A 23,751-nucleotide genomic window follows, 5' to 3' on the forward strand; every position below is an offset into this window, starting at 1 on the left:
GAGGTTTGAATTTATGTTAGTTGAAAAAATTATGACATCACCTTGTACAACAATACAAAGTGATAAATCTATTGAAGATGCTTTAGTATTAATGACACAAAAAGAAATTAGACATTTACCGATTGTTGATGAAGAAGATCATTTACTCGGTATTATTTCTGATAGAGATATAAAAATGGCTCTGCCTAGTATATTATCTGATGACGAGCCCAACAAAAGTTTGTCATTATCTGTTTCAAAAATAATGAGACGTAATGTGATACGTTGCCATCCACTTGATTTCGTAGAAGATATTGCACTAGATTTTTATGAAATGTCTATTGGTTCAATTCCAGTTATTCGAGATAATAAAGTAATTGGTATCGTTACCCAAAAAGACATGCTCAATACATTTTTAGAACTTACAGGTGTGACTATGCCTGGTTCTATTATTGAAGTACATATTGATGATAAAGTTGGCGCACTTCATGATATTACTAGAATATTTAAAGAACAAAATATTGATATCTTAAACGTTTTGGCTTATGCAGATCAACAAGATATTAATAAGAGATACCTGATGTTACGAGTGAAATCAATGAATCCAGAGAAAATATACAAATTATTAGAAGAACAAGATTACCATGTCATCTATCCGTTTGGTATAAAAAATGACTAATGTTAAATATGTATATTCTGAAGATTTATTGAAATATCGTTTTTCAGATAGTCACCCTTTCAATCAAATGAGACTTAAATTAACAACTGATTTACTCTTTGATTTAGGTGTATTAACCGAAGCACATATTATTTCACCTCGGGTAGCGACTGATGAAGAACTTCAACTCGTACATGAACCAAATTATATAGAAGCAATAAAGAAAGCTGGTAATGGTGATTTACCATTAAAAGAATATGATAAATACGGATTAAATTCTGAAGACACGCCACAATTTATAAATATGCATGAAAATAGTGCACGTGTTGTTGGTGGAACTTTAAGTGCAGTAGATGCCGTTATGACTGGAGAAGCAACAAGAGCATGCCATCTTGGCGGTGGCTTACATCATGGCTTTAAAGGTAAAGCGAGCGGATTTTGTATATATAATGACAGTGCTGTTGCCATTCAATACATGCAATCAAAGTATAATCAACGTGTCTTATATATTGATACAGACGCACATCACGGCGATGGCGTACAATGGTCATTTTATACAAACGAAGATGTCATGAACTATTCTATACATGAAACTGGTCGATACTTATTTCCAGGCACTGGTGCGTTAACAGAACGCGGTGATGGCAAAGGATTTGGAACGACTGTCAATGTACCATTAGATGCTTATACAGAAGACGATTCATACATAGACGTTTTTAAAGATACAGTAGAAGCAGTTTGTAAAGCATATAAACCAGATGTCATACTAAGTGTAAATGGTGTGGATATACATTATTTAGATCCACTCACACATTTAAGTTGCACACTTGATACATTGTATAAAATACCATATATCGTTAAAGGTTTAGCTGATAAATATTGTGATGGCAAAATCATTATGATTGGAGGCGGTGGCTATAATATATGGCGCGTTGTACCTAGAGCGTGGTCACATGTATGGTTTGCACTAAATGACCTAGAAACACCTCAAGGATCAATACCAGATTCATGGTTACAAAAATACCAACCACACGCACCATTACCACTACCTTCAACTTGGATAGATGAAAAAGAAGACTATACTGACATACCTAGAAGAAAAGAAATAACAGAAAAAAATAATAATACTAAACTAAGAATATTAGATTGGTTTGATTAAATGTTAAAAAAGACGAGACTGGGACATAATGTAATGTCTCAGTCTCTTTTTGCAACTTGGCAGTAGATGTCTGAACCCGAAATGCGCTTGTACCAAGCTTTTTTCAACTCTAGTCATCCTTGCCGGGGCGGGACTACGAAATCATTTTATATAAATTAGATTTCTGTCCCGCTCTCGTCTTTCTATATTATTTAGTTGTACCTCTATATTCTACTCTATAAGGTAAAATCACATTAGGTTCATCAATTTGTTCATCATTCATATATTTAGTTAATAATCTCATACCAACTGCACCAATATCATATAATGGTTGTGTCACACTTGATAATTGAGGTCTAACCATATGAACTAATCTTGTATTATTGAAACTTACAACTTGTAAATCATTTGGTACATTAACGCCTGCATCTTGTGCTGCGTGTACAATACCAATTGCTTGTTCATCACTAATACATAAAATAACATCCGGCTTATCTTGAGAAACAGCCTCATAAGCACGACTACCATCTTTATATGTTTCATTACCAACAAATTTAGCATTGTCTTCGATTTCAAGTCCAGCTTCTTGAAGTGCAAGTTCTAATCCTTTAAAAGCATCATCTTGCGCTTTTTCTGAATATCCTCCACCTACAAATGCAAATTTCTTAGCACCTTTCTTAATCAATGACTCAGCAATTTCTTTACTAGCTTCTGTATAGTTAATGTTAACTGAAGCAAGTTTAGAGTCTTTATCATTCGTACCTGATACGACTACTGGTACTGATGATTTATCAATAAGGTCTACTGTTTCATCTGTTAAAGTACCACCTAAGAAAATAATGCCGTCAACTTGTTTACTTAATAAATTATTAAATATCTCTTGTTCTTTTTCACTATCATTGTCAGAATTTGAAATGATTGTATGATATTTATACATAGTAGCAATATCTTCTAAACCACGAGCTAATTCAGAATAATAAACATTTGAAATGTCAGGAATAATTACCCCAACAGTTGTTGTTTTCTTACTTGCTAAACCTCTAGCTACAGCATTAGGTCTATAATTTAATCTTTTAATTACTTCATTTACTTTATCACGTGTTGAAGGCTTTACATTTTGGTTGCCATTCACGACACGTGAAACTGTTGCCATTGATACTTTTGCTTCTCTTGCAACATCATATATTGTTACAGTCATAATATCCTCCTATCTTGAAAACGTTTTCTACTTTATTCTAGCACGTTTTCATAATGTTTTCAAAATATATGAAAGCGAACTCACAATTAACAATTATAAAAGATTATAGAGGTGTTGTCGATACAATTGCTCTAATATTTTTGAGTATTGTGTAAATTGTAAATAGTTTTTCAGAAAACAAACGAACATGTATTGATTTACAACATAAAAACTGGCGAAAAGTTATGATAACTTTTCGCCAGTCGATGTATATGAAAATTATTTTTCGTATAATTTAGCAGCTTCAACGATTTCTTTGTAGAATGCGTCAAATTCATTTAAGTCCATTTGTTGTCCAGCGTCACTTAACGCTACTGATGGATCAGGATGTACTTCTGCCATTACACCGTCAGCTCCAACTGCTAATGCAGCTTTAGCACATGGTAGCATGATGTCTTTACGACCAGTACTATGCGTAACGTCTACCATAACTGGTAGATGTGTACCTTGCTTTAAAATTGGAACTGCTGAAATATCTAATGTGTTTCTTGTAGCTTTTTCATATGTTCTAATACCACGTTCACATAAGATAATATTATTGTTACCTTGTGAATGAATATATTCTGCAGCGTAAATGAATTCTTCGATAGTTGCAGAAAGACCACGTTTTAATAAGATAGGTTTGTTTGTTTTACCTGCTTCTTTTAATAACTCAAAGTTTTGCATGTTTCTTGCACCAATTTGGAATACATCTAAGTATTCATCAGCCATTTCAAAGTGTGCAGGATTTACAATTTCACTTACGATATTTAAACCGTATTTATCTTTAGTATTTTTAAGAATTTTTAATCCTTCTTCACCTAAACCTTGGAAGTCATAAGGAGAAGTACGTGGTTTAAATGCGCCACCTCTAATGAATTTTTCGCCTCTATCAGCTAATTCTTTCGCAACAGTATCAACTTGTTCTTGTGATTCTACAGAACATGGCCCGAATACGAATGATTTTTTATTATTGCCAATAATTGCACCATTGTCGAATTGTACAATAGTATCTTCTGGTTTTAATTTACGAGAAACATATAAATGTTTTTCATTTTCAGATTTTTGTAAGTCAGTAGAAGCTTTAAAGATCTCTTTAAATAATTGCTTAATAGTATTGTCGTTATATGGTCCTTGGTTATTATCAATTAAATGATTTAACATTTCTTTTTCACGTTGTGGATCATATACTTGAGTACCTTGTTTACGTTTTTCTTCACCAATTTTTTTAGCTAAAGTACCACGCTCTTGTAATAAAGCTAAAATTTCATCATTAATACCTTCAATTCTTTTTCTTAAATTCTCTAATTCATTTGACATCCTTTTCACCTCATGTAAACAATTTAACTCACATACTTTAAAGCGATAAAATATATAAGTAATTAGATGTTAGTATAACAATTAAAATGATCTGATTCAACCCCAATATCTCAAAAATATTAAAGTTTATTACTAATCAGACTAATAAAGTATATTTTAATTTATAATGGTGTTCATTACAATATAAAAAACTACCGAAAAGTTATGTTATAACTTTTCGGTAGTACAAATAATATGCGTTATACATCACTTATTTATTATTTTTTATCGAAAGTTTTTTTCTCTACAACTGTTTTTGGACCTTTTAAGTCTTCATTTTCTACTTCAGATTTAATCGCACCTTTTTGTGCTTTTAATTCTTCATCGCCTACATCGTCAGCTGTTACAACGCCTTTGTTAGCTTTCTTTTCAGCTTGTTTAGATTTTACTTCTTCTGCTTTTTTCTTAGTTTCTGTTTTCTTTTCTGAAGCTTTTGTTTTAACTTCTTCTTTTTTATCTGTAGCTTTAGCTTTTACTTCTTCCGCTTTTTGACTAGCTTCTTCTTTTTTATCAGCAGCTTTAGCTTTCACTTCTTCTGCTTTTTCGCTCGCTTGTGCTTTTTTATCTTCAACTTTAGTTTTGACTTCTTCTTTCTTTTCTTCAGCTTGTGTTTTGATTTCTTCAGCTTTAGATTGAGCTTGAACTTTTAAGTCGTCAGTTTTAGTTTTAACGTCATCGATAATTTTGTTTGATTTCTCACTTAAATCATCTTGTAGTTCTTTCCCTGATTTAGGTGCTAGTAATAAACCAACAATTCCACCTACTACTGTACCTAATACTACACCAAATACAAAATCTCTACCGTTTGTATTTTTTTCATATTCAGCTTCATATGTTTCTAGACCATGTGTATATAAATCTCTATTGTATTTGTTTTCCATTTTATTTTCCCCCTAATTTTATTAAAGAAATCAGGCTGTGACATTTTTTATATGCCTCAGCCTGAAAAGATTGTTATTTACTTCCATGCACTTTATTTTTTCAAGCCTGCACCAATTTTATCTTCATCTAAGTTGTCACCTGATGTTGTTTTTTCATTGTAGTCTTTCGGCACTTGTGCTTCAAAATCTTTAGAAGCATTTACATTATTTTTGTACGATACATTACTTCTACGATCTCTTCTTAATTGCCATTTATCTGCAACTTCCATTGCAACATTTGACCATTGAATAACTTGAGAAATCTTATCTTCATTTTGTGAGATATTGTGTGTAATAGAGTTTGTAACTCTATCTACTGAATTATTAAGTGTTTGTACAGAATCTCCTACACCTTTAACTGCATCTACTACTGAGTTTAAGCGTAATGATTTATCTTGAATATCTTCAGTTAAACGATTTGCTTTATGAAGTAAATCTGTAGATTCACGAGTGATACCTTGTATTTGGCCTTGAATGCCATCTAAAGTTTCATTAATTCCTTTAACTGTTTTTAATAATTGCATTAAAAATAGTGCTAAGACAACACAAATAATTAAAAATGCAACCGCAGCAATTATGCCTGCTATTGGTAAAATCCAATCCATACTGAACGCCTCCTAATAATTATAAAACTATTCTTTATTCGATTTACTAATATTTAATACCCTCACTATTAAAGTATAAACATATTATATTAAATGTGATAGTGAAGTAACATAGGCTTTTTGAACTTTTTGAATATCTCCAGCACCCATAAATAGTATAACACCATTATCATGCTTTTGTAGCTGAGAAACAGATTCTTCACTAATTAAATCCGCATTAGGAATTAATGCTTTTAAATCATGTATTGTCAGCTCACCTTGTTGTTCTCGAATAGAACCAAAGATGTCACATAAGTATACTTTATCAGCAAGGTTTAAACTTTCAGCAAATTCGTTTAAGAAAGTTTCTGTTCTTGAAAATGTATGTGGCTGAAATACTGCAACTACTTCATTTTCAGGATATTTTTTTCTAGCTGATTCAATTGTAGCATTTATTTCTCTCGGATGGTGAGCATAGTCATCGATTAAGATTTGATTATCGTAAAAACTTTCACTAAATCTTCTTTTTACACCACCAAAAGTTAATAATGCTTCTTTAATATTTTCAATATCAAGTTTTTCTAAATGGCAAATTGCAATAACAGCTAATGCATTTAGAACGTGGTGATCACCATACATAGGTGTTGTAAATGTACCTATGAGTTCGTTTTTAGATTTGAAGTATACATCAAATGTTGTACCTTTAGAAGACGTTTGAATATTTTCAGCATAGACATCATTGTCGTGTTCGAAACCATAAAAGTAAATTGGAACATCCGCTTTAATTTTTCTAAGTTCAGCGTCATGTCCCCAAGCAACGATTGCTTTTTTTACATTACTAGCCATCTCTTGGAATGCATTTGTTACGTCTTGTAAATCTTTAAAATAGTCTGGATGATCAAAATCAATATTTGTCATAATCGCATAATCTGGATAATAACTTAAAAAGTGTCTTCTATATTCACAAGCTTCAAAAGCAAAGTATGAGCTATCAGGTAATCCCATACCTGTTCCATCACCTATTAAGAATGATGTCTTTTGATCACCATTCATGACATGTGATAATAATCCAGTTGTCGATGTTTTACCGTGTGCACCTGTAACAGCGACTGATGTATATTGAGACATAAATTCACCTAGGAATATATGATATCTTTTTACTTCAAGTCCCATGTCGTAAGCTTTTGCTATTTCAGGGTGTGTATCTGGAAAGGCATTACCTGCTATAACAGTCATGCCTTCTTGAATATTTTCTACATCAAAAGGTAATATTTTAATGCCTTTATTTTTTAATGCTATTTCAGTAAATACTGTATTCTCTATATCAGAACCTTGTACTTTATGTCCCATGTCGTGCATGATTTGTGCAAGTGAACTCATACCTGCACCTTTTATGCCGACAAAATGAAATAATGTCATTTCATGTCACTCCTTCTATTTCTTAAATGTTAGTTTCTCTTTCTTCTATCATATCTTTAGTAATAAGTACATCTCTTGGTTTAGAGCCATTAGGTCCTGATATATAACCTCTCTCTTCAAGATTATCAATCATTCTCGCTGCTCTATTATATCCAATTTGGAAATGTCTTTGTATAAGTGAAGTTGAAATATGACCTTCGTTTAACATAAATTCACAAACTTCATCAAATAGTGCATCAGCAGGTTGTTCATTTACCTTTTTCAACAATGTTTCTTCTTTGAATAGATAATTAGGTTTCATTTGACTACTAACATTTTCTACTGTTTCATCAATTTCATCATCTGATACAAATGCACCTTGAACTCTTATCGGTTTATTCATACCGTTACCAAGATATAACATATCACCATTACCAAGTAATTTCTCTGCTCCACCAACATCAAGAATTGTTCTAGAGTCAATAGAAGACGATACCATGAATGATATTCTTGTTGGTACGTTTGCTTTAATTAAACCTGTAATCACATTGACGGATGGTCGTTGTGTCGCAAGAATCATATGTATACCACATGCTCTAGCTTTTTGTGCAATTCTAGCAATAGATTGTTCAACTTCTTGAGGTGACATCATCATTAAATCAGCTAACTCATCTATAACTATAATGATTTTTGCCATTCTTTGCTCGTAATTTGCTTTCTTATTAAATGCAGTAATATTTCTGACATGTAATTCAGCAAAACGCTTATATCTACGTTCCATCTCTTCAACTGCCCATTTTAAACTAGCAGTTGCTGCTTTAACATCCGTAATAACTGGCGCAACTAAATGCGGCAAATTATTATATGGTGCAAGCTCTACCATTTTCGGATCAATCAGTAATAGTTTCAGCTCATCTGGATGATTTTTATAAAGTAAACTTGTTAAGATAGCATTAATACATACTGACTTACCAGAACCTGTTGCACCAGCAATGAGCGCATGAGGTGTCTTAGCAATATCCATTAATAGCGGTTCGTTATTAATTTTAAAGCCCATTGCTACAGTCAGTTTACTTTCTGCTTGTTGAAAAGGTTTAGACGTGATCATTTGGCCTAATGGAATCTTTTTAGGACTTTGATTAGGCACTTCGATACCTACTAAACTTGTACCTGGAATAGGCGCTTCAATACGAATATCTTTAGCAGCTAATGCCATCTTAATGTCATCTTGCAACGCAGTAATTCTAGATACTTTAACACCTTTTTCAACAGATAATTCAAACCTTGTAACAGTTGGCCCTTGTATCATATTGACAACATGTGCAGGCACATTAAAATGATAAAAAGCTTCATCTAGTTCTTTTTTCTTTTCCTCTAACCATTCACTATTATCTTCTTCCTCAACTAGATCATCTAATATAGATACTGGTGGAAGTACATAAGATGGTCCTTTACGTTTAACAGCTTGGTTAGACTCATTTTGTTCAGTGTTGTTTTCATTTTCTGTTTCTTGAATGTTAGATGTTTGCGTCTTGTTGATATTTGATGAATTCTTAAATGCTTGATGTTTGCGTTTATCTGAAGGTGTCATCATCACGTTAAATGGTGAAGACTTTCTAACAGACTTAGGTTTCAAGATAGGTTCGTGAGAAGTTGTTTCTTTAGGTTCTTCAGGTTCTTGAATCGTGTCTTCAGTTTCTATTGGATTATTATTTGATTCTTCTTCTGCAATAACATTATCCGCTTCTTGTTTTTCTGTATCACTTTCCACTTCAAAATGATCAGACTCGAATAAGTTTTCATTATTATCTTCTTCATTTTCATCAAATGTTAATACTTCTTCAGCATGATCGATTTTTTCTATTTCTTCATCTTCAGAATCTTCTACTTCTTCAAAATGTATATCATCCTCGACAAATTGATCAGATTGTGTAATCGATGCATGATCATCTTCTTCAAGAGAATCATGCGTCTCTATTATTTCTGATGGTTCGATAACTTCTTCATTTGAAACTTCATTATCTTCTTCAAAATGTTGTATTGCTTCAGCTTCAGTAATATTTTCGGCTCCACTAATGTCTTCTACTACATTGCTCGATTCTACTTCTTCAACCTCTGAAGATTCCTCTTCAATTGAATCATGAGTTGAATTGTCTTCTTCATGTTCAGTCTCAACTTCTTCAATGATATCATCAACATTGTCTTGTTTAATGTCATCTTCTGTATCATCAAAATCTAAGTCTATCTCTTTAAATTCATATGTAGTTAAATCATTGACGTCTGGCTGTAACGCATTAGAATTAACCGTCTCTTCTTGAGAGTCGCTTGATTCTTCTTGGGGTATGTCATTTTGTAATTCATCTTGCAATTCATCTTCCACGTCTTGATAATCTTTTGGATCTTTTTTAATATATGAAGCTTGTTGTTTTAAGTAATAGTCTTGGTTTTTAATTTGTGACTTTGTTTCTTCTGAATCAAGACTGTTAAGTTCTTGTTCTCTTTTTTCTCTTAAAGCTTTTTCAAATTGTTTTTTCTTTTGAAGTTTCTTCTCGCGTTCTTTTCTAATTTCAGAAACAATTTGTGAAGCATAAATATTTTCAATGTTAATCGTATTATCCGTCTTTGAATAAGTAGGGACTTCTTGTACGATTTCACTACTTGGTTTACGTTTATTTTCTTTTTCAGTATCATTATCTGATTTAGTTGAATAATCTTTCAAACCACTATTAGGAACTTCTTTTTGTTTTCTCATACCGAATATTGCTGAAGGCACTTCAGAAGCTTTAAATTTTGGTTGATGTAATGCATTCAATCTTTCTTCAAATTGATAGTCATCATTATAACGTTTACTGTTGTCGTAGCGTTGAGAAGATTGTTTACTTTTCGTATCGTAATGATGTGTTACATCCTGATCATAACTTCTTGACTTCTTAGCAGGTTCATATGCATCCACATTACGATTTCTTCTACGTCTTCTTCTATTTGTTGGAAAAGAAGCTGAGCTTTCATCATAAAATCTACTATCATGATATTTCTCTTCTCGTTGACTTGTTTCATTATCATGTTGATGGTGCTCTTCATTAGATTGTTCTTCATATTCCATTTGTATTGGAAATCTAAATTTGCCTTTAGGTCTTCTATAAATTTCTTCATTAGTTGAATCGTCATCTGGATGATGATCAAAAGACACTTGATCGCTTTTTTGCTTTTCATTTTTTTGTTCATTTTTCGATTGCCCGAATATATCATCAAACCAACTCATAGGTTCACTACCTTTCGTCTTCAAAGAATGGTGTTCCTACAGTATAACTATCATCTAGTACCATTATACCTTTTTCTTTTGGAGCACCTTCTAAATCAAGTTCTTTCATTGAACAAATCATACCACTAGAAGGAACACCACGTAATTCTGCATCTTTAATAATCATTCCACTAGGCATTACGGCTCCTACTTTAGCAACAACAACTTTTTGTTCTTGATCAATATTTGGAGCACCACATACAATTTGTAATGTTTCATTACCAACATCAACTTTACATACTGATAGTTTATCTGCATCAGGATGTTTTGATTTTTCAGATACGTATCCTACTACAAACTTAGGAGATAAATCAACGACTAATTTATAATTAATATTACTTTTCTCTAGTAAGTCTTGAATACTATTAATGTGTTTCTCTTCAACTTTAATATTGCCATTGCCTTCTATTTGAACATATTTAGAAGCATTGAATATATTAAATCCAACAATTTTATCTTCACTTTTAATAATTGTTAAATCATTTTGATAATCATATTCTAATTCTTCAAATAAAGGTTCTAAAGTAACCATTAATACATCGCCAACACCATTTTTATTATAAAATAAATTCATTTCTCCTACTCCTTACAATCTTTTTTGATTATTTTTCATTTTTTTAAATATTTCTCTATTTTTTTCTAATCGCTCAATAACTTCTTGGTTTCTCTTACGAGAGTGATTTTTACCTAAAATAAATATTGGTTCCAAAGGTTTATCAGGTGTATAAGAGAATGATAATGATGTTATTGGCACTAAGCCATTTTGGAAGAATTGCATCGTCATTTGCGCTACAATATCATACCCAATTTCATTTTTAATATCACAAATCACCAGTACATCTTGGTGAGGTGTAGCTAATAACATTTCCCCTTCAATATTTTGATAAACATCTTTTAGGAATGTCTGATTGAGAATACGTGAAGCATCATATCCGTCATTCGTATTAATGAAATAGAATGTATTGCCTTGAACTTCATCAGACTTGTAAGTTGTTTTTCTCTTTTTAATATTGAATAACGCTTGCTCTTTAATTTGTTCTTTCGTTAAATTAAGTTCACTGAGCATAGACTCATCTATTAGTCTATAAGTATTACCTAAATCAAGCGCATAATATATATTTGTTTCAGCTGTATGTTCATCAATGACAAAAGGTGTAGCTTCTTTCGTTTCTTTATGAAAACTAGTAGACCTTATGACAGGCAAGATTTCAATTTTATTAATTTCTTTATTGGATTCATCTTGCATTGCATTTATTGTTTCAGTGACGTAATAAACAATTTCGTCAATTGTTTTATTACCGTTATTTTTATATTTAGCAATAATCGGAGCTAATTTAACTGAAAGCCCTTTTTGATTATCAGTACGTTCAATTCTTAAACTTTCATTTTCCCTATCAAACTTAAAATTTGCATCTAAAGTTTTCAATCGGTCTTTTAATAAATCTCTCATTTGAAAGACATTCATACTTAACACTCCTATTTTTATACCTCTATATAGTTTACAACAAATCGCAGTTATGTAACAGTGATAAACATATTTAAATGAAGTTAAATAAAATAAAAAAGCAGGTAATTCGAAAATAAAAGAAACTTTTTTCGACCTGCTTTTTTTATATAATTTTAATTATTTAATCCATCAATAAATGCGCTAATTTGTGGAATTGTTTTTCTTTCTTTACCAACGTATCTACCAAGTTCTTGACCGTTGTTATAAGCAATAAAACTTGGAATACCCATAACATCAACTTCTTGACATAAATCAATAAATTCATCACGATCAACTGATACGAATTGATATTGATTGTATTTCTCTTCAAGTCCAGGTAAATCAGGATCTATAAAATGACAATCCGGACACCAAGATGCTGTGAACATAAATATTGTGGGTTCGTTAATCAATGATTTGTATTCTTCGATTGACGTTAATTGTTTCATTTCTTTGCACTTCCTATCATTAATGTTTGTTGACCATCTTTAATTATATGATACTTCTTCAACAAATGATAAACAAATAAACTGATTACTGCAGGTAATAAGAAATGGAAGAAAGCAATTTGTAAGTATACTTCTGTCGTACTACCCATTGTTTTAATCGTCATAATTTGCCCTACAAGTCCACTTGAACCCATTCCAGCACCAGCAGCATTATTTTCCATTGGCCAAAAGACTGTCATAATTGGTGCTACAACAATACTTGCTACGACTGGTGGTATTAATATAAAGGGTCGCTTTAAATAATTTGGAATTTGAAGTTTACTTGTACCAATACCATGTGCAATAACGCCTGAAATACCATTATCCTTATAGCTTGTTACTGCAAATCCGATCATATGACAACATCCACCTATCGTAGCTGCTGCTGCCGCTGTTCCACTTAAGCCGAGCATTAACGCTAAAGCCGCACTTGAGATTGGACTACTTAGTGTAAGACCAACAATAAGACTAACGAATATCCCCATTAATAAAGGTTGTTGATCAGTACTTAATTGTATCCAATTTCCTAATGCTTTCATAAATGCATCGATAAAAGGCGCTATAAACTTTGCAATAGCTGCACCTATAAATAACGTTAAAATCGGTGATAAAATAATATCTATTTTAGTTTTGCCTGAATATAATCTTCCGAGTTCACTCGCAAATACTGAAGATAAATAACTTCCTACAGCGCCACCTTGTTCATATCCATACATGCCTGTTACTGCAGTTGTAAATATAATGAGTGGTGATGCGCCTAAACCATAACTAACTGCTACCCCTACCCCAGCACCTGTTAAAGTTTGAGCTAACTTGCCTATTTCTATCATAATTGATGTATCAAAATATGTATTTAATGATTGGCCTAAAGTTTCAATAATAAGTCCAACAATTAATGTACTAAACAAACCTAAAGCCATATAACTTAAACCATCTATAATTGTTCGATTAAAAAAAGATTTTACGCGTTCCATTTATTCACACTCCTTAAATGGATTATACAATAAAAAATACACGTGTCATTATTTAAATTAAAATAATAACATGTGTATTTAGAAACTTTATACTTCTATAACATTTAGAAATTTCTTCAATGCGTCTGTCTTCGGTTGAGTAAACATCTCTTCCGGTTTACCTTCTTCACCAATTAAACCATCATGAATAAAAATCATTCTATCAGAAACTTCTCTTGCAAATCTCATTTCATGTGTAACAATGACCATCGTCATACCTTCATTAGCTAAATCTTTAATAACTTTTAATACATCATTCACTAACTCTGGGTCTAATGCTGATGTCGGTTCGTCAAACAACATGACTTTAGGATTCATTGCCAATGCTCTAGCAATCGCCACACGTTGTTGTTGACCACCAGATAAAGCATGAGGTCTTTGATCTTTAACACTTTCTAATCCTACTTTTTCTAAAAGTTGAAGTGCTTCGTCATATGCTTTTTGCTTATTTACTTTTTTAACAGTAATTAAACCTTCCATAACATTTTCAATTGCTGTTTTATGTGGAAACAAGTTGTAATTTTGAAACACCATACCTGATTGTTTACGTACTTTAATTTGTGACTTCTTATTATCTGCTGTGTACGTTTCGCCATTAACAACTACAGTACCTTCAGTCGGAATTTCCAATGCATTCATCATTCTCAATAAAGTTGTCTTACCAGAACCTGATCTTCCAATTAAAGTAATCACTTCACCTTTATCTACTGAAAGATTAATCCCTTTGATGACTTCTTTATCATTAAATGATTTTTTAATATTTTGAAGTTCAATCATGATCGATACCCTCTTTCAATATAAGATTCATAGTAAGATTGAACGATTGATATGATAAAACATACAATCCAATATAATATCGCTACTAGTAAATAAATCGTTAAGAATTCATATGTTGTAGATGCTACTTCTTGCGCTTTTCTAAACATTTCTGCTACTAAAATAAACCCAAGTAAAGACGTATCTTTAATTAAGCTTAAGAATGTATTACCTAATGCAGGTACTGAAACTCTAATTGCTTGAGGTAATATGATTCTTTGTACAGTTTGTTTATAATTCATACCAATCGAGTAGGCAGCTTCAGTTTGACCTTTCGGAATAGACATAATTCCACCCCTTAAAATCTCAGATGCGTATGCACCTACATTAAGAGAAAGGCCAATTATCGCAGCTATGACAGGTGACAAAGTCAATTGATTGTCTGCATTTCCTGTTGCCAATCTACCAATCTCAGGGATTCCGTAAAAGATAATGAATAATTGAACAATCATAGGTGTACCACGAATGATTGAAACATAAAAACGTGCAATCCCTTTTAGGACTTTACTACTTGATATACGCATTAATGCTGTAACTAATGCCAAGATTAAACCAAGCACAAAAGTAACTAAAGTAATAGGAATAGAATATTTAACTAGACCCTCTAACATCGGTAGAAATGCTTGTTTGGCAGCATTTAATGCATGAAGTTGCTCATCATTTAGGCTCTGAAACATTAGCGCCAAACCATTTCTTACTTATTTTTTCTAATTCGCCATTATCTTTTAAAGTTTTTAGTCCTTTATTAAAATCTTTAATCACTTTGTCATCTTCTTTTTTACTAAATGTAAATGCAGATTGACTTTGTTCTGCATCACCTTGAATTGCTTTTATTTTAGCGTTAGGTTTTTGCTTTTTATAATCTAAATACGAAACATTATCATTGAAAGTACCTTCAACACGATTTGATTGTAATAAATCCATCGCTTGGTTGAAGCCGTCTACTTTAGTAATATCTGCACCTTTAGACTTTGCAAGTTTACCATAGTTAGATGTTAAAGTTTGTGCTAATTTTTTACCTTTAACGTCGTCGAATGATTTAATGTCTTTATTATTCTCATTTACTACTAATACACCTTTTGAATAAGTGTATGGATCTGAGAATTTATATTTTGCTTTTCTTTCATCGTTGATACCAACTTGGTTAGCAATCATGTCAAAACGTCCTGAATCTAACCCAGCAAACATTGAATCCCATTGTGTTTCTTTAAATTCAACTTTGTATCCCATTTCTTTAGCAACTGCTTTTGTTACTTCTACATCATATCCAGTTAACTTATCATTTTTGTCATGAAAGCTAAATGGAGAATACGTTCCTTCTGTACCTACTACAATTGTTTTATCATCTTTCTTACTACTTTCTTTCTTGTCGTTGCTGTTTCCACATGCAGCTAACACAACAATTAATGCAATAATTAAAAATATACCCTTTTTCATATATACATCCCTCTATTCTTAGTATCCAAATCGGAATAAACATATTTTAGACCGAATTACAACTACTGTCAATTACTAAAATCTGGACTATTTAAATTTCAAATATTCAATCTTTTCTGAACTTAAATTTAACACGATTTCATTAAGTAATAATTTTGCACTTTCATAATCTCTTGCATCGTAAATAGCTTTACTTGTATGGATATATCTAGCACAAACACCTATTACCGCAGTTGGGATACCTGTTAGAGCTTTATGAATTTCTCCACCATCAGTACCACCTGGTGATTGGAAGTATTGATGATTAATTTCTTTTTCTTCAACCATTTCAATTAAATAATCTCTCATTCTTTCAGATAAAATCATCGTACGATCTAATATTCTAATTAATACACCTTTTCCTAAAGCACCAGATAAGCCGACATGTCCTTTCATATCATTTGCAGGTGAACAATCCACAACTAATGCTAAATCTGGTTTGATTAAATTCACACTTGCTGAAGCACCTCTTAAACCAACTTCTTCCTGAACATTTGCACCTACATATAAATCGACATCAAGCTCTTCATCTTTAATGGCTTCCAATAACTCTAATCCAACTAAACAACCATATCTATTGTCCCATGCTTTAGCGAGTATTCTATTCTCTGTAAGTTGTTCAAAATTCGTACTTGGAACAATTGTATCACCAATTTTAATGCCCATTTCTTTTAATTGATCAATGCTTTCTGCGCCAACATCTAAAAGCATATCTTCAATAGATACACCTGACTCTTTACCAGTTCTAAAATGTTTAGGGATACTGCCAACTACGCCGTTATAGTATTTACCGTCACGAGTTTTTAACTGTAGTGTTTGTGATAACCATACATCTGATGACACACCGCCAAGTGGTGTGAACTTTAACATACCCTCTTTTGTCATTTCAGTAACCATAAAGCCAATTTCATCCATATGAGCTGCTACTAATACTTTAGGAGCATTTTCTTTTTTAGATTTTTTCACACCATAAATACTGCCCATATTATCACCGATAATTTCATCAACAAATGGTGCCATTTTTTCTTTTAAATATTCACGTACTTCATTTTCAAATCCAGGTACAGCATGTAATTCTGTTAATACTTTCATTCTATTAAGTGTTTCTTGTCTAATTTGTGTCATTGTAAATCTCCTTATTGAAATATTTATCTATCATTCAGTCTTTGTGTTAAACTTAACTTAAATAGAAGGAGGCATGGTCATGCAGAACAATAAGTTACGCTTTTTCATTTTATTATTGTCCGTTTTTACTGGTATAGGTATTGTTGCTTCTATCCTATATGCTAAGCAATATAAGCCATATAGTTGTGAAGAAATCCTTAAACAAGTCAAAGCACAATTTAATAATGTTGAAGCCTCTTATATATTACATATCCCAAAGACCTACCAAAAATTCGGCATTGAAACTAAAGTTGTACATGGTGGTATTACCGTTAATAATGATGGTAAACAAGTTCACTATGAATTTATCGCCGATGCCTTTAATGGCCAAGTTATTGATATATTTGAAATTTAATAAGCTTAAAAAGATGAGTCTGAGTGATTAATTTAAACCTCAGACTCTTTTTTTAACTGAAAATTATTCAACTTCACCGTGATCTAGTGCATCGAATGATTTTTTAATAGATTCTAAACCACTTCTTAATTTTTCTTCGCTACAAGCTAAATTCATTCTGAAATGATGACTTTCTCCGAGCTCGTAGGAATGGCCGATCCCTGTTGCAAGTTTCCCTACAGATTGCAATGCTTTTTGAACATCACTTTCTATGTAACCACTTTTAGAAAAGTCTACCCAAGCTAAATATGTCGATTCAGGTTTGATAAACGATAACTGATCAGACATTTCACTTTTAATAAATTCATCTAAGATAGTCATATTTTTTTCAATATGATTATTTAATTGATCTACCCATTCACTTGCTTCATTATAGGCTACTTTAACTGCTTCAACAGCCAATGTATTTGCAGCTGACAATCCATAATATGTAGCCAATTTACGATTGAATTGTAATGTGAAATAACGATGTTTTGTAATCATATAGCTACTTGCTAAACTTGCTAAATTAAATGTTTTACCTAAACCAGTGACAACAAGAATTGGAGAATCTAAAGTCATTTCATTTGTCATGGAATAGAATCCATTTTCACTTCTCACAAAATCCATATGAATTTCATCAGAAACAATAAAGACACCATATCTTTCACACACATCTTTCATAAATGCACATTCTTCTTTCGTCCAAACTTTACCTGTTGGATTATGAGGGCTACACAGTACTAACACTTTAACATCATCACGTGCTGCCATTTCTTCAAATTGTTTTTTATCTAGCTCATAACCATTATCCGTTGCAACTAATGGAGATTCAACGGCCACTCTTTTATTACCTTCAATTAAATTTAAAAAGGCATTATATGAAGGTGTATGTATTAACACACCTTCACCTTCTTTCGTAAACTCACGTATAACTTCAGTTACAGTAAACAAAATACTCGGAACATAATATATATCATTCTTTTGGATATTTACAGAGAATCTCGTTTTGTACCAATTTTTAATCGCACTTAAGTATGCTTCTTGTTTCCACACTAAATACCCGAAATGTGCTTGATCTAATTTGTTTTTCAAATGGTTGATAATAAAATCAGGTGTCTTAATATCCATATCTGCAATCCAAAATGGTTCTAAGTTCTCATAATCATAAACTTTACGTTGTCCATCATATGCTACTGTTGCTGTTCCCCTTCTATCAATCACTTCATCAAAATTATATTTCAATTAAATCATCCCTTCTCATTTCTTTTTTAATTCCCTTCGTTTGTTCATCAAGTTTGAGCGCAAAATAATTGGCATCATGATAGAACACGAACCAATAATCTTCTTTAATATATCTTTGTAAAAGTCTCTCCTTAGCATTTATGGAATCCATTGGATAATCATCATAGGCTGTAACCCATAAAGGATTAAGATGAGCTAATGTAGGCAAGATATCAGCCATATGCACAGCTTTCATATCATTACTTTCAATTTCAATGACACTATGACCAGCACTATGACCACCAGTATGTATCATTTTAATACCTGGAACGATTTCCATCGAATCCACAAATGTTACGACTTGATGTTCAATACCTTTATAATTTTGTTCCCAATATGTAGCGCTACTTCTTATATTTGGGGCTCTCAATTCATTCCATTCAATTTGTGTTGTATAAATTGTTGCATTTTTAAATACTGATTGACCATCTGTAGTTGTCAGGCCACAAGCATGATCAAAATGCATATGAGACATTAAAACTATATCAATATCATCAATGGTCAAATTAAATTGCTTTAATGAGTTACTTATATCACTTTCATAAGTTGTACCATAGTTTCTTTTTTGTTTGTCCGTTAATTTACCATTACCTATCCCAGCATCAATTATTATATTGTGTTCATCTGTTTGAACGAATATTGGATGTGTTACGAGAGGTATTTGATTAAGTTCATTAGGTGGGTATTTTTTACTCCACAACGCTTTTGGGACCACACCAAACATTGCACCACCATCCATTTGAGTAATACCACCTTGTAATGGATATAATTTAAATTCACCTATATTTAACAAGAAATTCCCCTCCAATCATTTATTATTATTTTATCACTAATTAGAGTAATGAACATCTTTCATGATTACTACAACACATTAGTTAAAAAAGACGTAAAAAAAGAAGTTAGAATCAAAAGCGATTCCAACTTCCTTATTTAAAACTTGCTTCCATACGATAGATTCTAAAGCCTCTACTAGAGAATTTATCTTCATATTCAGTACGGATATTATCTTCAGGCTCATCTTCATGTAAATTCAAATTAATATAATCAAATGACATACCATATTGAGACATACTTTCTAAACTATACTCAAATAACCCTTGATTATCTGTTTTGAAATGTATTTGCCCATCTTTATTCAAAATGTGTTGATAAATTTCTAAAAAGCTAGAAAAAGTTAATCTTCTTTTAGCATGTCTTGTCTTAGGCCATGGATCAGAAAAATTCAAATAAATTCTAGAAACTTCATTCTCAACAAAATACTCTGTTAATAATTTAGCATCTTGATTAATCAATTTAATATTGTTTAATTCCATTTCTTTAACTTTTTCAAGAACACGGACCATAACATTTTTATCTTTTTCAATTGCTACGTAATTGATATTAGGATTCTGTTTAGCAGTCTCAGTAATAAATCTACCCATACCAGTTCCGACTTCAATATGAATGGGTTGATCTTTATCAAACCATTCTGCCATCTTATATTGATGATTAAGATCTACATCTACTATATTGGGATGATCCTTTAAGAAATCGTCAGCCCAAGGTTTATTTCTCATTCTCATTCAAAGTTACTCCTTATATAAATACATTTCTTGTCATCACTTCATTTAAGAAGTGTAACCAATCATTCATATCTTTATAACGTTTTTTCTCTTCATACCACTCTACCATTGCGATAGCTTGAATTAATGTATACCACTTCATACGTTTCTTTAAATCGTGCGTATCATTAATGCCATACATACTTAGCCAATCTGACCAATCTTTCTCATCAACATAAGTATATAATATCATTCCGATATCAATAGCAGGATCAGCAATCATTGCACCTTCCCAATCTACTAAGAAAAGTTCGTCTTGATCAGATAAAAGCCAATTATTGTGATTTACATCTCCATGTATGACTGTATAGAATCTACTGTCTAATGTTGGCATGTTATCTTCTAGATATAACAATGCCTTTCTCACAGTGCGATTAGACAATACATGTCGTGACAATGAGCTGTTAATTTTATTAAATAAAATCTCTGGATGCATAGGTTTCATTTCCATACGTTTAAGCATATTTAATAATTGTTTAGAAGAATGTATTTTTTTCAGAAGTTTGGCAACACGGTTAGAATTCATTTCATCTTGGACTAACTCTCTACCATTTTTCCAATGTTGTGCAGTCACAACTTCTCCTGTTTCGATTCTTTTAGTCCAAACTAATTTTGGTACGATACCTTCAGCAGATAACGCTGTTAAGAAAGGACTTGAATTACGTTTTAGGAAGAGCTTGCGGCCATCTTGTTCTGCCATATATGCTTCACCAGATGCACCACCTGCTGAGTCTAATGTCCATCCTAACTGATAAAAATGTTCCAACCTATCCACCTCACTTTCAATTAAAGAAAAAGAAAAAGACTCAAGAATATTGTTTTTCAAGAGTCATATTTTAATCTTAAAAATTTTTGTTTTATTTTTGTAATTTTAGTGCGCTTGATATAAATTTTATTATCTTTCGGTTAAGATTTCAACCTCATAAATGAAAACTTTGGAGTATTTTGAACCTATTCATATACAATAAGTCTTATAAATTCAGTATCCACTTGAATTACTTAAGATATTAAAATTACACTAAAAAATTTTTATGATTTTGACTCTATATAATTATTAAATGCATTTTGTAATTGCTTCGTAATTTGTCCGACTTTTCCGTCACCTATTTTTTGATCATTTACTTGCACAACTGGCATTACTTCAATAGATGTACTTGAAATAATCACTTCATCAGCATCATTTAAGAAATCTAATGTAAATGATTCTTCAATAAATGGAATATTTAAATCGTCAGCTAATTCTTTTATAACACGTCTAGTAATACCATTAAGAATTAAATTATTTGCAGGATGTGTATAAATTTTGCCACCTTTGATCGCATAAACATTGCTTGAACTACCTTCAGTAACTGTTTCACCTCTATGCATGATCGCTTCAGCTGCATCATTTTGTGTAGCTTTCTCTTTTGCTAACACGTTACCTAATAAGTTCAAACTCTTAATATCACATCTTAACCATCTGATATCTTCAACTGTTATAGTTTTAACGCCATTTTCTAATTCGTCGTATGGTCTGTCATAGCTTTTAGAAAAAGCTGAGAATACAGGTTTTGTACTAGCATCAGGAAACGGGTGATTTCGAGGCGCAACACCACGTGTCACTTGAATATACACGCCACCATTTACAACATTATTCTTTGCTGCTAATTCTTTCGTCACTTCTGTTAAACCTTCAACAGAGTATGCGTCTAAATTAAGTCCAATTTCTTTGGCACTTCTAAATAATCTTTCATAGTGCTCTTTAGATGTGAATACCTTGCCTTCATATATACGTATGTATTCATATATGCCATCACCAAAGTTATAACCTCTATCAGAATAGCTAATCTTACCTTCAGATTCATCAACAAACTCATCATTTATATAAATATAATTCATTCATCATCACCCTTTACACAGACATTGTATATAGCTTCTAAATAAATTGCAGTTGCATTAAATAATTGTTTTTTCGTGATATATTCATTTTTTTGGTGCATTAAATCTTCAGATTCTTTAAACATGGCACCAAATGCCACACCTTTATCTAAGTTTCTAGCATATGTCCCCCCACCGATTGTAAATGGCTCGGACTGATCACCTGTTTGATTGCGATATGCTGATAATAGTTTTTCGATAAATGGATCGTTTTTATCTACATAATGCGGAACTTGGTGTTTATCCATTTCAATTTCGAAGCCTTTTTCTTTCACTTCTTCAGAAAAACGAGACATTGATTGGTCGAAATTAAAGCCTTCGGGATATCTTAAATTAATACCAAATTGACCACCATCTACATCTGTATAACTCATAATACCTGTATTAGTCGTCACTTCCCCCATTTCTTCCGTAGCAAACTTCATACCCATTTTTTCACCTTTTGGAGAATCAACTAAATATTCATTTGCAAATTTCACATATGAGCTCGCGTATTTATCTAAATTTAATTCATTTAAGAATTGAATAAGATATAAGCCAGCATTCACTCCTAATGTAGGATCCATACCATGAGCTGATTTACCGTGAACAACGATGTTTAAGAAACCTTCATCAATTGTCGTTTCGCCTTCAATCTCATGTTCATTTAAAAATGATTCGAATTTCTGAACAACATTCGTCATTTGTTCTTTTATAAGTAATTTAGCTTGAGCAGTATCTGGTACCATATTTAATCTTTCACCTGAGAAGAATGCTTTGAGCTCTACTTCAGGCTCATCATTATCTTCCACATATCCAGATTGAGTGATGTTGAATGTTACAATCCCTTTTTCTCCATGAATTAAAGGGAATTCTGCATCTGGTGCAAAACCTACAGAAGGCATTTCTTCTGTTTCAAAATAACGATCTGTACATTTCCAATCAGATTCTTCGTCAGTACCTACAATAATATGTATTCTTTTTTTCCATTCGACTTTCATATCTTCAAGTATCTTAACGGCATAGTATGCTGCAATTGTTGGTCCTTTGTCATCAAGTGTACCTCTTGCAATGATTGCATCTTCAGTTTCTACAGGTTCAAACGGATTAGAATCCCATCCAGCACCTGCTGGCACAACATCAACATGGCAAAGTATACCTAATAAATCATCACCTTTACCCGCTTCAATTCTACCTGCAATATTATCTATATCAACATGAGAAAATCCATCTCTTTCTCCTAACTTGTACATATAATTTAACGCTTCTTTTGGACCTGGTCCAACTGGCGCATCGTATGTACTTGCTGCATCATTTCTAACACTTTCGATGCTTAATAGCCCCTTTAAATCATTTATAATATCTTGTTCATATTCTTTAATTTTATTTCTCCACATCGAAAATCATCTCTTTCTTAACTTGAATAGTTATCTATATAATACATGATATTTTTGTAAATATGAAATAGAATTACCGATAAATTTTTATTTTTTTATACATAAAGTTATTTCCTTTTACGTACGACTAAAGTCTTATATAAAAATATTTTTTTGAATCTTATTATTTCCCGACAAGATGAAAGTTGTTAACAAAAAAACTAG

General features: G+C 31.9%; 23 protein-coding genes. 3 read left to right on the plus strand and 20 right to left on the minus strand.

Annotated elements, in window-relative coordinates:
- Window positions 1-13: 13 nt before the first annotated feature.
- Window positions 14-658: a CBS and ACT domain-containing protein gene (locus ACJTHF_RS04335; RefSeq protein WP_075578034.1), complete on the plus strand. Its 645-nt coding sequence runs from the start codon at window positions 14-16 to the stop codon at window positions 656-658.
- Window positions 651-1,796, plus strand: a complete 1,146-nt coding sequence (locus ACJTHF_RS04340) for an acetoin utilization protein AcuC (RefSeq protein WP_058592024.1) — start codon at window positions 651-653, stop codon at window positions 1,794-1,796. The genes ACJTHF_RS04335 and ACJTHF_RS04340 overlap by 8 nt, the downstream gene beginning before the upstream one ends.
- A gap of 187 nt (window positions 1,797-1,983) precedes the next feature.
- Here ACJTHF_RS04340 and ccpA read toward each other — a convergent pair whose 3' ends face one another.
- The 14 genes from ccpA to ACJTHF_RS04410 form a co-directional block, all read right to left on the minus strand.
- On the minus strand, window positions 1,984-2,973 hold the full coding sequence (ccpA, locus tag ACJTHF_RS04345; protein WP_025905288.1) for a catabolite control protein A: 990 nt from the start codon (window positions 2,971-2,973) through the stop codon (window positions 1,984-1,986).
- A gap of 258 nt (window positions 2,974-3,231) precedes the next feature.
- Window positions 3,232-4,311: a bifunctional 3-deoxy-7-phosphoheptulonate synthase/chorismate mutase gene (locus ACJTHF_RS04350; protein WP_048539568.1), complete on the minus strand. Its 1,080-nt coding sequence runs from the start codon at window positions 4,309-4,311 to the stop codon at window positions 3,232-3,234.
- Window positions 4,312-4,568: 257 nt separating this feature from the next.
- A complete protein-coding gene (locus ACJTHF_RS04355; protein WP_048539567.1) occupies window positions 4,569-5,231 on the minus strand; it encodes a YtxH domain-containing protein in 663 nt (220 codons plus the stop codon).
- Window positions 5,232-5,323: 92 nt separating this feature from the next.
- On the minus strand, window positions 5,324-5,875 hold the full coding sequence (locus ACJTHF_RS04360; protein WP_048539566.1) for a DUF948 domain-containing protein: 552 nt from the start codon (window positions 5,873-5,875) through the stop codon (window positions 5,324-5,326).
- Window positions 5,876-5,959: 84 nt separating this feature from the next.
- The gene (gene murC, locus ACJTHF_RS04365) at window positions 5,960-7,273 is read right to left on the minus strand and encodes a UDP-N-acetylmuramate--L-alanine ligase (protein WP_048539565.1); all 1,314 of its coding nucleotides are present in this window, start codon (window positions 7,271-7,273) and stop codon (window positions 5,960-5,962) included.
- Window positions 7,274-7,295: 22 nt separating this feature from the next.
- Entirely contained in the window at window positions 7,296-10,538 is a 3,243-nt protein-coding gene (locus ACJTHF_RS04370; RefSeq protein WP_325878638.1) for a DNA translocase FtsK, read from the minus strand.
- Complete coding sequence (ytpR, locus tag ACJTHF_RS04375) at window positions 10,522-11,127, minus strand: YtpR family tRNA-binding protein (RefSeq protein ID WP_058592020.1); 606 nt, start codon at window positions 11,125-11,127, stop codon at window positions 10,522-10,524. Before ytpR ends, ACJTHF_RS04370 begins: the two co-directional genes overlap by 17 nt.
- 12 nt (window positions 11,128-11,139) lie before the next feature.
- Window positions 11,140-12,018 carry a DUF1444 domain-containing protein gene (locus ACJTHF_RS04380; protein ID WP_078355912.1) on the minus strand — a complete coding sequence of 293 codons (879 nt, stop codon included), beginning with the start codon at window positions 12,016-12,018 and terminating at the stop codon, window positions 11,140-11,142.
- A gap of 155 nt (window positions 12,019-12,173) precedes the next feature.
- The gene (locus ACJTHF_RS04385) at window positions 12,174-12,488 is read right to left on the minus strand and encodes a thioredoxin family protein (RefSeq protein ID WP_037588574.1); all 315 of its coding nucleotides are present in this window, start codon (window positions 12,486-12,488) and stop codon (window positions 12,174-12,176) included.
- The gene (locus ACJTHF_RS04390) at window positions 12,485-13,501 is read right to left on the minus strand and encodes a PTS transporter subunit IIC (RefSeq protein ID WP_078355913.1); all 1,017 of its coding nucleotides are present in this window, start codon (window positions 13,499-13,501) and stop codon (window positions 12,485-12,487) included. Before ACJTHF_RS04390 ends, ACJTHF_RS04385 begins: the two co-directional genes overlap by 4 nt.
- Window positions 13,502-13,588: 87 nt before the next feature.
- Window positions 13,589-14,317, minus strand: coding sequence for an amino acid ABC transporter ATP-binding protein (locus ACJTHF_RS04395; RefSeq protein ID WP_048539561.1), 729 nt, complete (start codon window positions 14,315-14,317; stop codon window positions 13,589-13,591).
- Complete coding sequence (locus tag ACJTHF_RS04400; protein ID WP_048539560.1) at window positions 14,314-15,033, minus strand: amino acid ABC transporter permease; 720 nt, start codon at window positions 15,031-15,033, stop codon at window positions 14,314-14,316. Before ACJTHF_RS04400 ends, ACJTHF_RS04395 begins: the two co-directional genes overlap by 4 nt.
- Window positions 15,014-15,793: an amino acid ABC transporter substrate-binding protein gene (locus tag ACJTHF_RS04405; protein WP_058592018.1), complete on the minus strand. Its 780-nt coding sequence runs from the start codon at window positions 15,791-15,793 to the stop codon at window positions 15,014-15,016. The genes ACJTHF_RS04400 and ACJTHF_RS04405 overlap by 20 nt, the downstream gene beginning before the upstream one ends.
- 87 nt (window positions 15,794-15,880) lie before the next feature.
- Window positions 15,881-16,957, minus strand: a complete 1,077-nt coding sequence (locus ACJTHF_RS04410) for a M42 family metallopeptidase (RefSeq protein WP_078355914.1) — start codon at window positions 16,955-16,957, stop codon at window positions 15,881-15,883.
- A gap of 79 nt (window positions 16,958-17,036) precedes the next feature.
- Between ACJTHF_RS04410 and ACJTHF_RS04415 the strand changes: the two genes are divergently transcribed.
- Window positions 17,037-17,351 carry a hypothetical protein gene (locus ACJTHF_RS04415; protein ID WP_078355915.1) on the plus strand — a complete coding sequence of 105 codons (315 nt, stop codon included), beginning with the start codon at window positions 17,037-17,039 and terminating at the stop codon, window positions 17,349-17,351.
- A 63-nt stretch (window positions 17,352-17,414) separates the two neighbouring features.
- Here the strand turns inward: ACJTHF_RS04415 and ACJTHF_RS04420 are convergent, their stop codons facing one another.
- From ACJTHF_RS04420 to pepV, 6 genes are all read right to left on the minus strand, one after another.
- On the minus strand, window positions 17,415-18,614 hold the full coding sequence (locus tag ACJTHF_RS04420) for a MalY/PatB family protein (RefSeq protein ID WP_078355916.1): 1,200 nt from the start codon (window positions 18,612-18,614) through the stop codon (window positions 17,415-17,417).
- Window positions 18,604-19,446, minus strand: coding sequence for a YtnP family quorum-quenching lactonase (locus tag ACJTHF_RS04425; RefSeq protein WP_232157098.1), 843 nt, complete (start codon window positions 19,444-19,446; stop codon window positions 18,604-18,606). The genes ACJTHF_RS04420 and ACJTHF_RS04425 overlap by 11 nt, the downstream gene beginning before the upstream one ends.
- Window positions 19,447-19,579: 133 nt before the next feature.
- The gene (gene trmB, locus ACJTHF_RS04430) at window positions 19,580-20,215 is read right to left on the minus strand and encodes a tRNA (guanosine(46)-N7)-methyltransferase TrmB (protein ID WP_058611993.1); all 636 of its coding nucleotides are present in this window, start codon (window positions 20,213-20,215) and stop codon (window positions 19,580-19,582) included.
- Window positions 20,216-20,228: 13 nt separating this feature from the next.
- Window positions 20,229-21,020 carry a phosphotransferase family protein gene (locus ACJTHF_RS04435; protein WP_025905270.1) on the minus strand — a complete coding sequence of 264 codons (792 nt, stop codon included), beginning with the start codon at window positions 21,018-21,020 and terminating at the stop codon, window positions 20,229-20,231.
- Between the two features lie 263 nt (window positions 21,021-21,283).
- Window positions 21,284-22,132 carry a D-amino-acid transaminase gene (gene dat / locus ACJTHF_RS04440; RefSeq protein ID WP_048539554.1) on the minus strand — a complete coding sequence of 283 codons (849 nt, stop codon included), beginning with the start codon at window positions 22,130-22,132 and terminating at the stop codon, window positions 21,284-21,286.
- On the minus strand, window positions 22,129-23,547 hold the full coding sequence (pepV, locus tag ACJTHF_RS04445; RefSeq protein WP_232157097.1) for a dipeptidase PepV: 1,419 nt from the start codon (window positions 23,545-23,547) through the stop codon (window positions 22,129-22,131). The genes dat and pepV overlap by 4 nt, the downstream gene beginning before the upstream one ends.
- Window positions 23,548-23,751: the final 204 nt, after the last annotated feature.

Origin of the sequence: Mammaliicoccus sp. RAM2 (genome assembly GCF_045897195.1) — a bacterium.
GTDB lineage: Bacteria > Bacillota > Bacilli > Staphylococcales > Staphylococcaceae > Mammaliicoccus > Mammaliicoccus sciuri.

What these genes read in the sequence shown, in the direction of transcription:
- ACJTHF_RS04335 (WP_075578034.1), top strand. Translation starts at nt 14, where the DNA reads ATGTTAGTTGAAAAAATTATGACATCACCTTGTACAACAATACAAAGT.
- ACJTHF_RS04340 (WP_058592024.1), top strand. Translation starts at nt 651, where the DNA reads ATGACTAATGTTAAATATGTATATTCTGAAGATTTATTGAAATATCGT.
- ccpA (WP_025905288.1), bottom strand. Translation starts at nt 2,973, where the DNA reads ATGACTGTAACAATATATGATGTTGCAAGAGAAGCAAAAGTATCAATG.
- ACJTHF_RS04350 (WP_048539568.1), bottom strand. Translation starts at nt 4,311, where the DNA reads ATGTCAAATGAATTAGAGAATTTAAGAAAAAGAATTGAAGGTATTAAT.
- ACJTHF_RS04355 (WP_048539567.1), bottom strand. Translation starts at nt 5,231, where the DNA reads ATGGAAAACAAATACAATAGAGATTTATATACACATGGTCTAGAAACA.
- ACJTHF_RS04360 (WP_048539566.1), bottom strand. Translation starts at nt 5,875, where the DNA reads ATGGATTGGATTTTACCAATAGCAGGCATAATTGCTGCGGTTGCATTT.
- murC (WP_048539565.1), bottom strand. Translation starts at nt 7,273, where the DNA reads ATGACATTATTTCATTTTGTCGGCATAAAAGGTGCAGGTATGAGTTCA.
- ytpR (WP_058592020.1), bottom strand. Translation starts at nt 11,127, where the DNA reads ATGAATTTATTTTATAATAAAAATGGTGTTGGCGATGTATTAATGGTT.
- ACJTHF_RS04380 (WP_078355912.1), bottom strand. Translation starts at nt 12,018, where the DNA reads ATGAATGTCTTTCAAATGAGAGATTTATTAAAAGACCGATTGAAAACT.
- ACJTHF_RS04385 (WP_037588574.1), bottom strand. Translation starts at nt 12,488, where the DNA reads ATGAAACAATTAACGTCAATCGAAGAATACAAATCATTGATTAACGAA.
- ACJTHF_RS04390 (WP_078355913.1), bottom strand. Translation starts at nt 13,501, where the DNA reads ATGGAACGCGTAAAATCTTTTTTTAATCGAACAATTATAGATGGTTTA.
- ACJTHF_RS04395 (WP_048539561.1), bottom strand. Translation starts at nt 14,317, where the DNA reads ATGATTGAACTTCAAAATATTAAAAAATCATTTAATGATAAAGAAGTC.
- ACJTHF_RS04400 (WP_048539560.1), bottom strand. Translation starts at nt 15,033, where the DNA reads ATGTTTCAGAGCCTAAATGATGAGCAACTTCATGCATTAAATGCTGCC.
- ACJTHF_RS04405 (WP_058592018.1), bottom strand. Translation starts at nt 15,793, where the DNA reads ATGAAAAAGGGTATATTTTTAATTATTGCATTAATTGTTGTGTTAGCT.
- ACJTHF_RS04410 (WP_078355914.1), bottom strand. Translation starts at nt 16,957, where the DNA reads ATGACACAAATTAGACAAGAAACACTTAATAGAATGAAAGTATTAACA.
- ACJTHF_RS04415 (WP_078355915.1), top strand. Translation starts at nt 17,037, where the DNA reads ATGCAGAACAATAAGTTACGCTTTTTCATTTTATTATTGTCCGTTTTT.
- trmB (WP_058611993.1), bottom strand. Translation starts at nt 20,215, where the DNA reads ATGAGAATGAGAAATAAACCTTGGGCTGACGATTTCTTAAAGGATCAT.
- dat (WP_048539554.1), bottom strand. Translation starts at nt 22,132, where the DNA reads ATGAATTATATTTATATAAATGATGAGTTTGTTGATGAATCTGAAGGT.
- pepV (WP_232157097.1), bottom strand. Translation starts at nt 23,547, where the DNA reads ATGTGGAGAAATAAAATTAAAGAATATGAACAAGATATTATAAATGAT.